We start from the raw sequence: 13,633 nt of genomic DNA on the forward strand, positions 1-13,633 counted from the left end.
TGCCCGCGCAGCCTGGTCAACGCTTTCCGGCCAGGAGTTGTGCCAGTTCGACAGCAGTCCTGACGCCCATTTTTTCGAAGAGATTGGCACGGTGTACTTCAACGGTACGCATGCTGATCTGCAGTTCGTCGGCAATCACCTTGTTGAGCTTGCCGGCGAGAATCCTTTCCATGACCTGTCGCTCGCGTGTCGTCAGGCGGCTGCAGAGGGTGTTGACCGAATCGGCACCCGATGCCGCGGCGCGCTGGTTCTTGTCGAGCTGCAGGGCTTCGATGACGCGATTGACCAGTTCGTTGTCGTTGCAGGGCTTTTCGACAAAATCGAAAGCGCCTTTCTTGAGCGCCGAGACGGCCATCGGCACATCTCCGTGACCGGTCAGGAAGATCACCGGCAGGCGGTTGCCGCGCTCGTTCAACAGGTCAAACAGTTCCGGACCGCTCATCCCCTCCATACGGATGTCGAGCAGCAGGCAACCGGCAAGCGAAGGCTGCCAAATCTCCAGGAAGTCTTCGGCCGATGGATAGCTCAGGCAGGCGACGCCGCGTGACTCGAGCAGCCAACCGAGGGAGTCACGGATGGCTTCGTCGTCGTCGACGAGATAGGCGTGCGAGCTCATTGCCGGCCAATCGGAAGCGTCATCACAAAAATCGAGCCGCCCTCGGGATTGCTCTCGACCCAGAGGCGGCCGTGGTGAAACTCGATGATCGAACGACAGATGTTCAGTCCCATGCCCATGCCGTCCGCCTTGGTCGAGAACAGGGGAGTAAACAGTTTTTCTTCCATCTCCGGCGGGATGCCGGGGCCACGATCGATAACCCGGATTTCCATATGATTTTCCAGCTGGCCAAGCTTGATCGTCAGGCGCCGTCGATGGGCCGGGGTTTCAGCCATTGCCTCGATACCGTTGCGCATCAGGTTGAGCAGAACCTGCTCGATCATCACCTGATCGGCCAGCAATTCCGGGCGCATGCCCTGGATCTCGCGGACGATACGCACGCCGCGGCTCTTGGCTGCCCCCTCGATGAAGCCGATGCTGTCATCAATTGCTTCGGCGAGATCGCAGGCGGCGAGCTTGGGTTCGCTCTTGCGCACGAAGTCGTGCACGCGGCGGATGATGTGGCCTGCCCGCTGCGCCTGCACAGCCAGTTTTCCGAGCGCCTCCTTGAGCTGTGCGGTAGTGAAATTGCCGGACTCGAGCTTGTTCAGACAGCCCGCATTGTAGCTGGTGATCGCCGCCAGGGGCTGGTTCAGCTCGTGCGCCAGCGTCGACGCCATCTCACCCATGGTCACCAGGCGTGCGGTGACCTGCAGCTTTTCCTGTTGCTGGCGGGCAAGCTCCTCGGCGTGCTTGCGCTCGGTAACGTCGATGATCGATCCCATCCAGCCCGTCTGCCGGCCATCCGCGTCGATCAGCGGAGCTTCGTAGATGAGGGCGTCGAAACGGCTGCCGTCCTTGTGCATCAGACGAATCTCGAAGCCCTCGTGCGGCGCCTTGCCTTGCAGTACGCGGCTTCCCACTTAAGCCGGGACAATCTCTAACTTCAATGGGTTATGCACAACCCGGTGGCGGGACTTCCTCGGTAAGGGAAGTTCCCCCATCTGGTTGAGCAGCCAATCGAAAAGATCAGGGAAAGAGGTGCTAAACAGACGTTCGGCTGCGATAGTGCCGTCACTACGTCTCACCCCATAGTTGTGGATAACCGTTAGCGCAGCCAGGCGGCATTTCGTCAGACCTCGCCCGTTATGATACAACTGGGACAAGCGGCCATTGCGCCCTTCGACGGCGGAGGAGCTGCGATGGAACTGTCGCACCATCCATTCCCCCCATTCTAGCCAGCGCTGCAACTCACTCTCGGAGAATCCCGAATGGAACGGGTCTGCTTTCCAGGCCTCTAATGCTCGCTGCCAAGCCTCCTGATACCGTTTCCGGTGAACCCTGTTTTGCGTTTTCCGCATTTGGTAGTGCCAATAGAGTACGGGCAACAGCTTGCTCGTCAGCCATTGCCGAGTCGCTTCATCCAGAGACCAGCCCAGCAGGATTTCTTCTACCCAAAGCCACCAAAAGCTGACGTGACTCGATAAGGCGCCGATCTGGGCACGGAACTTCTTCAGGGCGGAACGGGTATCCTGGATCCCTTGTTGCGCCGCCAGAGTTTCCAGGGCCTGTGCTCGCGTTTCCAGTCCTGCCACTACGCTCTCCGCCGTCGTGCGAGTATTCTCCTCCAGGGAGAAGGGATGGATTTCCTCGGCGATTCCCAGCAACTGCTTCTGGTACTCTTGCTGCGCCTGTTCCACTTGCGCGCGGGCTTCCCAGGCACAGGCCTGTTGTGCCGCCAAAGCCGCCTTTTCCTCGGTACTGGCTCCGCGCGACGGCTGATCAAGGGCCTTCTGGGCCAGTTCGCAGCACTGATCCGCCTTGGCTTTTCGACGTCCCAAGGCCGGTGACAACCAGCGACTGAGGCCATATTGCTCGTGGAACGTATCCGCGCCCGAGGTACACTCAAAGCCTGTGACCGCTAATTTGATCAGGGCCTTCGCCCGGTCACTGATGGCGTGGTTGACTTCGATACCCAGTGCTTCCAGGCGCGGGGTCACCTGGGCAAACCAGGTATCGAAACCCCGGTCCTTCTGAATCGACTCCAGCAATAGGTAGCCCGAGGACAAATCCATCAGCACCAAGATCAGAATCTCCCCAAAGAACGTCTCATCCGCGGCCACCACCGCTTGGCGTGTCCGCGTCGGTACCGAGGCTTCACACTGTTGCTGAAACAGGGGCAACAGCGCTTCCATCCGGCTGAGTTGGGTCTGCAAGGCGCTGGGAGACACCCCCACATGGGTATGAAGGCGGATCAATTGGAAGAAATCCGACAAGGCACCCGCCCCCACATGATGTTGCAGCCCGAACGTGTACAGCACAGCAAATACCAGCAATCTCAGCCATGCCTCCCCCTCTTCGGTTTCCCAAAACCCCGATTCAGGATGTCGGTTCCTACGGGCTTGCGCTTGCAGGTGGCGATGAACACTGCTTTTCGGGCGATGAATTAATTCCCCCACTGCACGCAGGCTTCGTTTTCCCTGGTCTGTAAGTGCGGCAAAAATGACGCGGCTGGTTGTCCGTATGGCTTGAGTCGTAGAGTTTTTTTGTCATAAAACTGATGATACAGGAGATGCGGCAACCAGTTCCCATCTCCTCAGCTCCCTTCATCCTCAGACTCTATCGGTAGCATGACTGTCCCGCTTTAAGTGGGAAGCCCAGTACGCGGTTGTTGAGCAGCAGGGTCCGCTCCATTTCCTCCGGCGCCCAATAGGGCATCGGCGGCTCCCTGCCGATCAGTTCTTCGGCGCTGAAGCCGACCATCTGCAGGAAAGCGGGATTGGCGTAGGTCACCCGGCCGTCGAGGTCGCGCGCGCGCATGCCGATCACCAGAGAATCTTCCATCGCCTTGCGGAAAGCGTATTCCGAGCGCAGCGCCTGTTCGGCGAACAGGCGCCTCTGGATCAGCCCGCGTACCGCCCACAGGCTCCAGAAAACCGCTGCGGCGAGAATGATGATCAGCGTCGCAATCAGGGTTTGCGCCAGGTTGTCTGCACCACGATAGGCCGTCACCTGGAGCACCATGCCATAGCCGGGTGGATCAAGGCTGACCGGGTAGCTGAGCGTTGTCGACGAGGCGTCGATCTTTGACTTGCTGGCCAGCAGACTGCCGTTGCCGTCGACGATGCGCACCTGGTATTTCTCGGCGAACCACCAGGGAACCTGCTGCTTGAGCATGCCATTGAGCGAATAGACACCGAGCAGGGTACCGTGGTAGTGGCCATCATCAAAGATCGGCACATACACCTCGAACTGGCTGGCCTCGGCCGTCCGGTAGGCATCGCTGTAGATCGGTTTGCCTAGGCGGGCCAGTTCGATCGATCGTTTGAGGGGGTCTTCGCCAGGCGCTTCCTGCCTCGCCCGCGGCAGGCCTTGCGTCGGCATCCCGTGAATGGCTCTGGCGGCTGCGTCGAGCCACAGCAACTGCCGAAGTTCGGGGTTGTTCTTGAGGATGTGGCGAGCCCGCAGAGCGAAGATTTCCCCTTGATTTCTTGCCCGTGCCAGGTCGAGTGCGAGTTGCTGCAGCTGTTCGGAATTGCCCTCGAGGTGAAAACGCATGCTTTGCTCAAGCCAGAGCACATCGGCAATCAACGTCGAGCGCTGCTCATCGATTTCATTGCGGTGCAGCAGCCACAGCAGTGCGATCAACAGTACCAGCAGCAGACCCACCGCCAGCTTGAGGATCGATAAATACCAGTTCGACCACTTCAGGGAAGAGGAGCGCCGGCGTTCATACTGGTAGGTGAGAGAGAGTTCTTTCATGGCAGTTCATCTTACACCGCCAAACCCTTTGACGATAAAGTGAACAACACGTAAAATATGCGGTTCTTCGCTTCGTTATTTGGAGTCCAACATGTACGCGGTCATAAAAACCGGTGGCAAGCAGTATCGAGTTGTCAGCGGCGAAAAATTGAAAATAGAACAGATACCGGCAGAAGTTGGCGCAGAACTCACCCTTGATCAGGTTCTCATGGTTGGCGAAGGCGAAACCGTGCAGGTCGGCACGCCGACCGTCAGCGGCGCCACGGTCAGGGTCACTGTGCTTTCGCATGGTCGTCACGACAAGATCCGGATTTTCAAGATGCGCCGTCGCAAGCATTCGATGAAGCATCAGGGGCATCGCCAGAATTACACCGAAATTCGCGTTGACGCCATTGCCAATGGCTCTGCGCCCGAAGCTTCGGCCTGACTTGAGAGGAATCTGACTCATGGCACACAAGAAAGCAGGCGGCAGCGTACGTAACGGCCGCGACTCGGAAGCAAAACGTCTGGGCGTCAAGCGCTACGGCGGTCAACTGGTACGCGCCGGCAACATCATCGTTCGCCAGCGTGGCACTGCCTACCACCCTGGAGAAAACATGGGCATTGGCAAGGATCACACCCTCTTCGCGCTGATAGACGGCCACGTGCAGTTCGCGATCAAGGGAGCGCTGAACCGGCGCACGGTCAGCATCATCCCGGTGACCGTCTGAAGAGCGCTAGCGGTCAAGGCCAGGCAGCCCTGCACGAAGCCCTATCCTTGCCGGTAGGGCTTTTTGCTTTGCAATCTCGCGATAGGGAGCGCGCATGAAATTCATCGACGAGGCGAAAATTCTGGTTGGTGCCGGCGACGGAGGCAACGGCATTGCCTCGTTCCGGCGCGAGAAATACGAACCCGAAGGTGGCCCGGATGGCGGCGATGGCGGACACGGCGGCAATGTGCACGTGCTTGCCGACCGCAACGTCAATACCCTGATCGAGTACCGCTATGCCCGCAGGTTTCGTGCCAAGCGCGGCGAGAACGGCGGTTCCAGCGACTGCTACGGCAAACGCGGCCAGGACCTGACCTTGCGGGTGCCGGTCGGCACGCTCATCGCCGATGTCAATACCAACGAAATACTTGCCGACCTCGACGAGGACGGCAAGAAAGTGCTGCTGGCCAAAGGTGGCCGTGGCGGCCTCGGCAACATCCACTTCAAGTCGAGCGTCAATCGCACACCGCGCGAATGCACGCGCGGCGAGCCCGGCGAACAGCGTGACCTGCGGCTCGAGCTGCGCCTGCTGGCCGATGTCGGCCTGCTGGGCCTGCCCAACGCCGGCAAAAGCACCTTCCTGCGGGCCGTTTCGGCAGCCCGTCCAAAGGTGGCAGATTACCCGTTCACGACCATCGAACCGCATCTTGGCGTGGTACGCGTGGACCAGGACAAGAGCTTCGTGATCGCCGACATTCCCGGCTTGATCGACGGCGCCGCTGCCGGCGCCGGCCTGGGCATCCGCTTTCTCAAACACCTGATGCGCACGCGCTTGCTGCTGCACATTGTCGATCTGGCGCCGCTCGACCCGGAGGCTGACCCCGTCCGAGATGCAATGACCATTGTTCGTGAACTGGAAAAATACGACCCGGAGCTTGCCAGCAAGCCGCGCTGGCTGGTTCTCAACAAGCTTGACCTGATTCCGGAGGACGAGCGCGAGCAGCGTATTGCCGAATTTCTGCAGGCCTTACAGGCCGACATGACCGCCACCCCGAGCTTCCGCATCAGCGCCATCAGCGGCGACGGTTGTCGCCTGCTGACGCAAAAACTCCAGGAGGCGCTGGACCGATTGCCACGCGTTTCCCCCGCAGCCGTCCCGACAGCTGCCGCCGCGCAGTTTCCGGACGATCTCTTCGAAGACCGGCAAACCTCCTGAAATGGCCACCACCCGTACCGCCTCTGCCCGCCGAATGGTCATCAAGGTCGGCTCGGCGCTGGTCACCAACAACGGAGAAGGCCTCGATCTGGCTGCCATCGACGAGTGGGCCAGGCAGATCGCCGAGCTATGCCAAACCGGCAGGCAGGTCATTCTCGTCTCTTCCGGAGCGATTGCCTGCGGCCTGCAACGTCTGGGCTGGAACAGACGCCCGCGCGCCGTGCATGAACTGCAGGCGGCGGCGGCTGTCGGCCAGATGGGACTGGCACAGGTGTATGAACGCGCCTTTGCCCGCTACGACCTGCATACCGCGCAGATCCTGCTCACCCATGACGACCTCGCCGACCGCAAGCGCTACCTCAATGCCCGTTCAACGCTGAGCACCCTCCTGCAGTTCGGCGTCGTGCCCATCATCAACGAGAACGACACTGTCGTTACCGACGAAATCAAGTTCGGTGATAACGACACGCTCGGCGCGCTGGTGGCCAACCTCGTTGAAGCCGATTGCCTGATCATCCTCACGGATCAGCAAGGCCTGTTCACCGCCGATCCCCGCAAGGACGCAAGCGCCACGCTGATCAGGGAAGGACTTGCCGGAACTCCCGCCCTGGAAGCGATGGCCGGCGGCGTCGGCAGCGAACTCGGCAAGGGCGGTATGATCACCAAGGTGATCGCCGCCAAACGCGCAGCACGCAGTGGCGCGCACACCGTCATCGCCAGCGGGCGAGAGACTGACGTGATTGTTCGACTGGCACGTGGAGAGCCGCTCGGAACGTTGCTGGTCTCGGAAACCCAGCCGCTCACGGCACGCAAGCAATGGCTCGCGGACCATCTGCAGCTCAATGGCAAACTGGTTCTCGACTGCGGCGCCATCGATGCGCTCCGGGACGGGAAAAGTCTCCTGCCGATTGGCGTGCTTACGGTCCAGGGCGATTTTGAACGTGGTGCAGCGGTTGCCTGTGTCTCCAGCGAAGGCCAAGAGGTGGCACGCGGCCTGGTCAACTACGGCAGCAGCGATGGCCGGCGTATCGCGCGCCGTGCCAGCCAGGAGATCGAAGACATTCTCGGCTACATCGACGAGCCCGAGATCATCCATCGCGACAACCTGATTCTCACCTGACCGCAGCCCTCTGAAGGCGTCAGCGCGAGGAGTCGGCGGTGCCGACGGCCAGCTCTATGGTATGCTTGATACCCCACCGCACACCAGCCGCACCACGGCGCCCACTCCAAGCGAAGACATGAGCGACCAGCAGAAACCGGCCATTCACCTGTCCTTTTCGGACAAGTATACCGACACCCATTCGCAGGAGTACTTTCAGAAGCACAACGAGAAAAAGCTCTCTGACCGCATGGAGCACCGCATGGCCGCCCGCGCCCTGGCCCTGGCCGGCAACCCGGCGTCGGTGCTTGACCTGCCCTGTGGCACGGGACGCTTCTGGTCGATGCTGGCCGAAAACCCGCAACGCGAGCTGCTGGCTGCCGATTACAGCGAAGCCATGCTCGAAGTCGCCAGAAAAGTGCGCGACCCGGCCGTAGTGCGGCGTTTTCGCCTGCTGCAGTGTTCCGCCTTCGAGATCACACTGCCCGATGACAGTGTCGACTGCATCTTCTCGATTCGCCTCATGCACCACATTGGCGAATCGGCCAACCGCCTTGCGATGCTGCAGGAATTCCGTCGTGTGACCCGCGATACGGTGGTGCTGTCGCTGTGGGTCGACGGCAACTACAAGGCCTGGCGCCGCCGCAGACTCGAACAGAAGCGCCAGCAAAATGGCGAGAAGAGCGACAACCGTTTCATCGTGCAGCGTGCCCAGTTCGAACGTGAGTGCCGTGATGCCGGCTTCGAGATCGTCGGCCACCTTGATTTCCTGCCGCGCCTGTTCATGTGGCGCACCTATGTTCTGCGCAAGAAAGCCGTCTAGCCTGCGCATGGCACGGCATTCTCGGTAAAATCGTGCCCGGTGAAAGCTCGTGATCTATTTCCGGACCAGTTGGCGCGCGAGCAACTGGGCGCCAGCCAGCTCGCTGACTTCGAAGCTTTGTGGTCACTCAGCACGGACTGGCATGAAGCGCCGAATGAACGCCGTGGCGGCTGGAGTGGTGTCAGCCGGCATGTGCTCGATGATGGCAGCGCCATTTTCCTGAAACGACAGGAAAACCACCTGTGCCGAACGTTGCGTCACCCCTGGCGCGGCATCCCGACTTTCTACCGCGAGTACCGGAACATCCTGCGCCTCAGCGCGCACCAAGTCGGCGCGGTCGAGGCGCTCTATTACGGCGACCGGCTGGAGCCCGGCCGCTGGCGCGCGATTCTGGTGACGCGCGCGCTCGACAGCTTCATCAGCCTCGATGAGTGGAATGCCGTGGCTGCATATGACGAGCAGTCGCAGCGCCAATCCCTGATCACGGCCACTGCCCTTGCCTGCGCTCGCCTCCATCATCATCGCCTGCAACACAGTTGCCTGTACGGCAAGCATGTATTCGTCCGGCGCACACCGGCGATGGGCAACACCTATCAGGAAAGTGACGTGCGTTTCATCGATCTGGAAAAGCTGCGCAAGGGCATCCGCCGTGAGCGCGTGAGCAAGCATGATCTCGATCAGTTGCTGCGCCATACCGACGGCTGGAATGATGGCGACTGGAACATTTTTCATGCCGTTTACCGGCAACAGCGTGCGGCCTTGCAGGACCATCAGGTCACGCTTCGCTGAAAATGCGTATCCTCATCAACTCCGCAGTGCCCACAGGTGCAGCAGAAGCGCCGCCAACGAAGCACAGGCCGCAGAGAAGGCAAAAGCCACGAGCGGACAAACGGATTGCCACAACCAGCCGAAGATTACCGAGGCAGGCAGCAGCAGAAGACCCACAGTCAGGTTGAACCAGCCGTAAGCGGTGCCCAGCATTTCCTTGCCGACCAGGTCGGCGACCAGGGCTTTCTCTGCCCCTTCGGTCGCCGCCAGGAACAGGCCGTAGAATGCGAACAGTGGCCACAGTAGCAGCGGCTGCGGATTCACCCCCAGCAACAAATAGAACACGCAAGGATGTTCGCCAATGGCACTCGTTCGGCGAGCAGCCAGGCTGCCAGCAGTGGCCCGACGACGGCCCCGGCGTTGTCCAGGCTACGATGAAAACCGAAAGCCAGTCCGCGCCTGGCCGGATCCACCGTCAGCGCCAGCAGCGCATCGCGCGGCGAAGTTCGCAGGCCTTTGCCGACCCGGTCGGCAAAGCGCAGCAACAGGAGCATCGGCCAGGAAGTGGCGAAGGCCAGCAGCGGGCGCGCGATCGCAGCCAACGCATAGCCGCCGACCACCCAGGGCTTGGCCGAACGTCGACGATCCGAGAGCACTCCGGAAAAGAGTTTGAGCAGACTACCCGTTGCTTCAGCAATTCCCTCGATGATGCCCAGCGCCTTCGGGCCGGCCATCAGTGCCGAGGCGAGGTAGATCGGCAGCAGCGGGTAGATCAGTTCGCTGGTGGAATCGTTGAAAAAACTCACCAGGCCGAGCAGCCAGACGGTTCGTGGCAATTCGCGCAAGCTTCCGAACATGTTCAGGGCCGCCGCGTCAATCGTCAGTCGTCATCCCAGGCGGGTCTTTGGCGTCCGGATTGATGATGGCGAAGTGGGCCGGGATGCGTGTGTAAAAGATACGGAATTTTTCCTGGCGAATCAGATCGAGCAGACGTTGCCCTTCTTCCTCGGTGACCACGAACTCGACCTCGATACCGCCGCTTCCCGCCAATTCGAAGAAATGATCTTCATGCAGGGCATGGCGTCGTCCGAAACCGCCAATCGACCGAAACGCCGAACCGCCCCGGATTCCGAGTTGATTGCCTCGCTCGAGCAGCCACTCCCAGAGCCGAACGCCGTGAAGTTCCTCCCTTTCGCTGACATAGAATCTCAGAAATGAGCCTTCCATCCTTGTCTCCTTCTCCTTGAATCCTCTTCGTCACGCCATTTCCACTGCGGACTGGCAGCATTCATGTGAAAGTCGCATCAGCGACTCACGAATCCTGCCCTCGCCCGCAAGCAGAAGAGGGGTCGGGGGCGAGATGGGGAATTCGCGGAGCCTGCCCCGTGCCCATCAAGCGATTCCGGCGTGCAAACCGGAATGCGCCCTGCAAGGGAGGAAAACGGTCATGACTTTCATGATCGGGGGTGCCTGGAGAAGTCATGACCGTTAGGCCGAATTCCTCGCCCAGACGATGGTGGCAATGCCGGCAAAAGTCATCAGCACTGAGCCCACGACGTGCGCCGCGACAATACCGAGGGCCCACAACACACGCCCCTGCTGCAACAGCGTCGCCAGTTCGGCGGAAAAAGTCGAAAATGTGGTCAACCCGCCGCAGAAACCGGTAATCACCAACAAGCGCCATTCCGGGGAAAGCGCCGAGAACGAGGCGAAGAAGGCGATCGCCAGGCCGATCACGTAGGCACCGATCAGATTCGCAGCCAGCGTTCCGGGTGGAATGGTCGGAAAAAGAGCATTGAGCTTGATCCCGAGTTGCCAGCGCAATAATGCGCCGAGCGCAGATCCAACGGCGATGGCGAGGATTGATTTCCACATACAACGGCCCTGGTAACAGTCATGGCCGTCAGGGTATCGAACCGCCCTACGCCGAGCGGCGCCGCCGCAAAGCGATCAGCCCTGCAATACCTGCACCGACCAGGGCGCTCGTCAGTGGCTCAGGCACCGCCTGCGGCTCTGCATAGATGAAGTCATCCATGACCACCGCATCATCGAGGCCAACATAGTTGCCGTCAATGCCGTGCGCACCCGAGACTATGCGCACACGCGCGACTCTCTCGCCTGCGTCGAACGAGACGCCCAGGAACGAGAATGAGCCCTGGCTGTTGCGCCCGTCTGCAGTCGGGAAGACACCTTCCACCGGGAATAGCCCGAGCGACACGTCGCTGGTGTCAAAGAACTCCAGCGACGCGCTTCCCGTGTAATCCACGTCGGAGAAGACGACGCCCATGCCGCGCACCGTCGCTGCCAGCCCCGGACTTCCCGGTACGGAGAAGGTCACATCGGTGATATTGCTCCCCATGCTGGCGAACATCCTCGCCGGGCTGAATGCATCGAACTCGGCAGGGCCGAAGCTCGCTTCGTCGGAGAACTCGGTGGCGCTCACACGAAAGCCGGTCCCTGGCGTGGAGAATGTAGCCCCGCGAATCCGGCCAGCTGGCTGGACACCGGTCGTACCATTGAAGAAATTACCCGGAAACGCATTCGGCGAACTAGCCCCCGCTGGTACCGCATCCCAGTTGATCTCCCGTCTGCCTGTCGTACAGGGCCCTGGCGCACAGGCTCCGGGGGGATTGAGCACACCGCCCAGATCGCTCCGGAATGAGCTGATGAGCGCGTTGAAGGTGGGATCTGCGGCGCCACCGGTGGTCACTGCCGAGCGAATGACCACCGCTTCGGCGAGAGGCGCCATTGAAAGCGCCATCCCGGCCAGCAATATTCCTGTTTTAGTCATCTGTAACCTCCGTGTACGTGTACCGCAATTTCGACGGGTTCCCCCCAATCGGGATGAGAATTACGTGAACGTGATACCCCTGGTTTCGCCGGCACCAATGCAGCAATGGTCGGACGGTGAAAAAGCAAGCACATAGTGTGCCAAAAAAATTTTTCACATAAAACCAATGACTTGAAGTCCACAAGCCCGCATCTATTGTGTGCAGTGTAAAAATTCCCGACAGTTTTACTACACAATGAACGAGTTCGCGGCCCTTCGCATCGGAGCATCCAGTCCAAGTGTGGATGTTTGCCATCAAACGCTGATGTATAGGTGCATACTTTTTCGTGATTTCATCAGAACTCGAAAACCTGATTGTTCTGCAACATCCTCGGTTTGAAGTCACCGGCGCAGGCCTGGATTTCAGCCATTGTCAGCTCGATCTGACTGGGTTTCAAATGACTGATATAGATTTCTGCAGGGATTGACAGCTTCTTCAGTTCATTCGCCAGCATCTTCGGACAGAGGTGCTTGGAGATTTCGGCAAGCATCTGATCGCGGTTCGGAAAAGCCGTTTCAATCAGCAAATAGCGCAGGTTGGCAATACGATTGACCACCGGCCAGAAGGCATCATTGGCGGTCGTATCGCCGGTAAAGACCAGGCTGCCCAGCCCCGAGTCGAGCTGATAGCCCACTGCGGGAACCGTGTGCTCTGCAGGAAGCGCCGTAATCGTTCTCTCACCAAGCCGCACCGACTGCCCGAGGCAGATGGACTGGAAGCGCATAATGGCTTTCTCGCGGCTCGGGATCACGCTGAAATCTGGCCAGATTGCCCAGTTGAAGATATGCCTGCCGATGATGTCGAGTGTCGCAGCCGTCGCGTAGACCGTTAGCGGCTTGTCGCGCAAGTCGCTGACCGAATCGATCAGCAGCGGCAGCGAGGCGATGTGATCGAGGTGCGAGTGAGTCAGGAAAACATGGTCGATGAGCGCCAGTTCAGCAAGCGACAAATCAGCGACGCCCGTCCCTGCATCGATGAGCAGATCATTGTCGACGAGCATCGCCGTGGTGCGCCGAAGATGTCCGCCAATGCCTCCGCTACAGCCGAGAACCCTGACTCTCATGGTGGAGTCACCGGATTCATCTGCTTACCGAATCTGCCCGTTATGGTAGGAAAGAAAGCCGTGCTGCTTGGCCCGAAGAGAACACGATTGCCCATCACTGCTTGAGGAAGAATTCCATCTTCACCCCGGCAATCTCGATCAGGTCATGGTCCTTCAGATGACGAGCCTGGGCGTCAACAGCACGGCCGTTCAACATCGGGAATGCCCCCTCGACGTGGGTCAGGAAGTAGCCGTTCGGTCGTCTGGCAATCACCGCCACCTGACCAGGTTTGCCGAGAGTCGTCAAAGTCTTGGTCAGTTGCAATTGATGGCCGGCATTCGAACCACTGAGCAACTGAATGACCGCCGAGGCGGCGGCGGGTGCCGACGGAGCAGGCTGCGATGCACTGGCAGAAGTCGTCGCATCAGCGACCCTCGAAACATTTTGCACAGGTGCCGACCGCGGCGGCTGTGTGGTCTGGTCATAGGGTGAAACCTCGTTCGGTGCGAGCGGATCGACGATGTACTTCATCTTGTACTTGCCAAGCTCGATGACATCGTTATCCTTCAGGAAATGCTTCTTGACCGGCTGACCGTTGACCAACGTTCCGTTGGTGCTGTTGAGATCCTCAAGAAAAGAATCGTTGAGAATGGTCACCACCGCCGCATGTTCACCGCTGATCGCCATATTGTCGATCTGAATGTCATTATGTGCCTTGCGGCCGATGCTCACCCGCTCCTTGAGCAGCGGGATTTCCTTCAGAACCAGACCATCCATGCTGAGTATGAGCTTTGCCATCGCCTTCAT

Annotated in this window: 16 protein-coding genes and 1 pseudogene; 7 read left to right on the forward strand and 10 right to left on the reverse strand. The window is 59.8% G+C overall.

Annotated features, from left to right (window positions below):
• Positions 1 to 16: 16 nt before the first annotated feature.
• The 4 genes from V5B59_RS15855 to V5B59_RS15870 form a co-directional block, all read right to left on the reverse strand.
• Positions 17 to 616: a response regulator transcription factor gene (locus tag V5B59_RS15855; RefSeq protein ID WP_169070336.1), complete on the reverse strand. Its 600-nt coding sequence runs from the start codon at positions 614 to 616 to the stop codon at positions 17 to 19.
• Positions 613 to 1,518: a PAS domain-containing sensor histidine kinase gene (locus V5B59_RS15860; protein ID WP_332352027.1), complete on the reverse strand. Its 906-nt coding sequence runs from the start codon at positions 1,516 to 1,518 to the stop codon at positions 613 to 615. Before V5B59_RS15860 ends, V5B59_RS15855 begins: the two co-directional genes overlap by 4 nt.
• On the reverse strand, positions 1,519 to 3,054 hold the full coding sequence (locus tag V5B59_RS15865; protein WP_332351228.1) for a DUF6399 domain-containing protein: 1,536 nt from the start codon (positions 3,052 to 3,054) through the stop codon (positions 1,519 to 1,521).
• A 160-nt stretch (positions 3,055 to 3,214) separates the two neighbouring features.
• Positions 3,215 to 4,357, reverse strand: coding sequence for a PAS domain S-box protein (locus tag V5B59_RS15870; RefSeq protein WP_332352028.1), 1,143 nt, complete (start codon positions 4,355 to 4,357; stop codon positions 3,215 to 3,217).
• A gap of 91 nt (positions 4,358 to 4,448) precedes the next feature.
• Between V5B59_RS15870 and rplU the strand changes: the two genes are divergently transcribed.
• The 6 genes from rplU to V5B59_RS15900 all read left to right on the forward strand — a co-directional run bounded on the left by rplU (position 4,449) and on the right by V5B59_RS15900 (position 8,973).
• Positions 4,449 to 4,784, forward strand: a complete 336-nt coding sequence (rplU, locus tag V5B59_RS15875; protein ID WP_288131809.1) for a 50S ribosomal protein L21 — start codon at positions 4,449 to 4,451, stop codon at positions 4,782 to 4,784.
• Positions 4,785 to 4,803: 19 nt separating this feature from the next.
• Positions 4,804 to 5,067 (forward strand): 50S ribosomal protein L27, encoded by a 264-nt coding sequence (gene rpmA, locus V5B59_RS15880; RefSeq protein WP_169070334.1) that lies wholly within the window; start codon positions 4,804 to 4,806, stop codon positions 5,065 to 5,067.
• Positions 5,068 to 5,161: 94 nt separating this feature from the next.
• The gene (cgtA, locus tag V5B59_RS15885) at positions 5,162 to 6,262 is read left to right on the forward strand and encodes an Obg family GTPase CgtA (RefSeq protein WP_034909231.1); all 1,101 of its coding nucleotides are present in this window, start codon (positions 5,162 to 5,164) and stop codon (positions 6,260 to 6,262) included.
• Between the two features lies 1 nt (position 6,263).
• Complete coding sequence (proB, locus tag V5B59_RS15890) at positions 6,264 to 7,382, forward strand: glutamate 5-kinase (protein ID WP_169070333.1); 1,119 nt, start codon at positions 6,264 to 6,266, stop codon at positions 7,380 to 7,382.
• Positions 7,383 to 7,500: 118 nt separating this feature from the next.
• On the forward strand, positions 7,501 to 8,184 hold the full coding sequence (locus V5B59_RS15895; RefSeq protein ID WP_169070374.1) for a class I SAM-dependent methyltransferase: 684 nt from the start codon (positions 7,501 to 7,503) through the stop codon (positions 8,182 to 8,184).
• A 39-nt stretch (positions 8,185 to 8,223) separates the two neighbouring features.
• The gene (locus V5B59_RS15900) at positions 8,224 to 8,973 is read left to right on the forward strand and encodes a lipopolysaccharide kinase InaA family protein (RefSeq protein WP_169070332.1); all 750 of its coding nucleotides are present in this window, start codon (positions 8,224 to 8,226) and stop codon (positions 8,971 to 8,973) included.
• A 15-nt stretch (positions 8,974 to 8,988) separates the two neighbouring features.
• Here the strand turns inward: V5B59_RS15900 and V5B59_RS15905 are convergent.
• The 5 genes and pseudogenes from V5B59_RS15905 to V5B59_RS15925 form a co-directional block, all read right to left on the reverse strand.
• Positions 8,989 to 9,809 (reverse strand): annotated as a pseudogene (locus tag V5B59_RS15905) (MFS transporter).
• A gap of 16 nt (positions 9,810 to 9,825) precedes the next feature.
• Complete coding sequence (locus V5B59_RS15910; RefSeq protein ID WP_034919762.1) at positions 9,826 to 10,179, reverse strand: DUF190 domain-containing protein; 354 nt, start codon at positions 10,177 to 10,179, stop codon at positions 9,826 to 9,828.
• A gap of 261 nt (positions 10,180 to 10,440) precedes the next feature.
• Positions 10,441 to 10,827, reverse strand: coding sequence for a fluoride efflux transporter CrcB (gene crcB, locus V5B59_RS15915; RefSeq protein WP_169070331.1), 387 nt, complete (start codon positions 10,825 to 10,827; stop codon positions 10,441 to 10,443).
• A 46-nt stretch (positions 10,828 to 10,873) separates the two neighbouring features.
• Positions 10,874 to 11,743: a PEP-CTERM sorting domain-containing protein gene (locus V5B59_RS15920; RefSeq protein WP_169070330.1), complete on the reverse strand. Its 870-nt coding sequence runs from the start codon at positions 11,741 to 11,743 to the stop codon at positions 10,874 to 10,876.
• A 335-nt stretch (positions 11,744 to 12,078) separates the two neighbouring features.
• A complete protein-coding gene (locus V5B59_RS15925) occupies positions 12,079 to 12,783 on the reverse strand; it encodes a 3',5'-cyclic-nucleotide phosphodiesterase (protein WP_332352199.1) in 705 nt (234 codons plus the stop codon).
• Here V5B59_RS15925 and V5B59_RS15930 point away from each other — a divergent pair.
• Positions 12,700 to 12,951 (forward strand): hypothetical protein, encoded by a 252-nt coding sequence (locus V5B59_RS15930; RefSeq protein ID WP_332352212.1) that lies wholly within the window; start codon positions 12,700 to 12,702, stop codon positions 12,949 to 12,951. The two genes, V5B59_RS15925 and V5B59_RS15930, sit on opposite strands and share 84 nt — an antisense overlap.
• Here the strand turns inward: V5B59_RS15930 and V5B59_RS15935 are convergent.
• On the reverse strand, positions 12,941 to 13,624 hold the full coding sequence (locus tag V5B59_RS15935) for an FHA domain-containing protein (protein ID WP_034915265.1): 684 nt from the start codon (positions 13,622 to 13,624) through the stop codon (positions 12,941 to 12,943). The genes V5B59_RS15930 and V5B59_RS15935 overlap by 11 nt on opposite strands.
• Positions 13,625 to 13,633: the final 9 nt, after the last annotated feature.

Origin of the sequence: Candidatus Accumulibacter contiguus, assembly GCF_036625285.1 — a bacterium.
Classification (GTDB): Bacteria; Pseudomonadota; Gammaproteobacteria; order Burkholderiales; family Rhodocyclaceae; genus Accumulibacter; species Accumulibacter contiguus.

What these genes read in the sequence shown, in the direction of transcription:
- crcB (WP_169070331.1), bottom strand. Translation starts at nt 10,827, where the DNA reads ATGTGGAAATCAATCCTCGCCATCGCCGTTGGATCTGCGCTCGGCGCA.
- V5B59_RS15930 (WP_332352212.1), top strand. Translation starts at nt 12,700, where the DNA reads ATGGTCGATGAGCGCCAGTTCAGCAAGCGACAAATCAGCGACGCCCGT.
- V5B59_RS15870 (WP_332352028.1), bottom strand. Translation starts at nt 4,357, where the DNA reads ATGAAAGAACTCTCTCTCACCTACCAGTATGAACGCCGGCGCTCCTCT.
- rpmA (WP_169070334.1), top strand. Translation starts at nt 4,804, where the DNA reads ATGGCACACAAGAAAGCAGGCGGCAGCGTACGTAACGGCCGCGACTCG.
- V5B59_RS15895 (WP_169070374.1), top strand. Translation starts at nt 7,501, where the DNA reads ATGAGCGACCAGCAGAAACCGGCCATTCACCTGTCCTTTTCGGACAAG.
- proB (WP_169070333.1), top strand. Translation starts at nt 6,264, where the DNA reads ATGGCCACCACCCGTACCGCCTCTGCCCGCCGAATGGTCATCAAGGTC.
- V5B59_RS15935 (WP_034915265.1), bottom strand. Translation starts at nt 13,624, where the DNA reads ATGGCAAAGCTCATACTCAGCATGGATGGTCTGGTTCTGAAGGAAATC.
- cgtA (WP_034909231.1), top strand. Translation starts at nt 5,162, where the DNA reads ATGAAATTCATCGACGAGGCGAAAATTCTGGTTGGTGCCGGCGACGGA.
- V5B59_RS15925 (WP_332352199.1), bottom strand. Translation starts at nt 12,783, where the DNA reads ATGCTCGTCGACAATGATCTGCTCATCGATGCAGGGACGGGCGTCGCT.
- V5B59_RS15855 (WP_169070336.1), bottom strand. Translation starts at nt 616, where the DNA reads ATGAGCTCGCACGCCTATCTCGTCGACGACGACGAAGCCATCCGTGAC.
- V5B59_RS15920 (WP_169070330.1), bottom strand. Translation starts at nt 11,743, where the DNA reads ATGACTAAAACAGGAATATTGCTGGCCGGGATGGCGCTTTCAATGGCG.
- rplU (WP_288131809.1), top strand. Translation starts at nt 4,449, where the DNA reads ATGTACGCGGTCATAAAAACCGGTGGCAAGCAGTATCGAGTTGTCAGC.
- V5B59_RS15910 (WP_034919762.1), bottom strand. Translation starts at nt 10,179, where the DNA reads ATGGAAGGCTCATTTCTGAGATTCTATGTCAGCGAAAGGGAGGAACTT.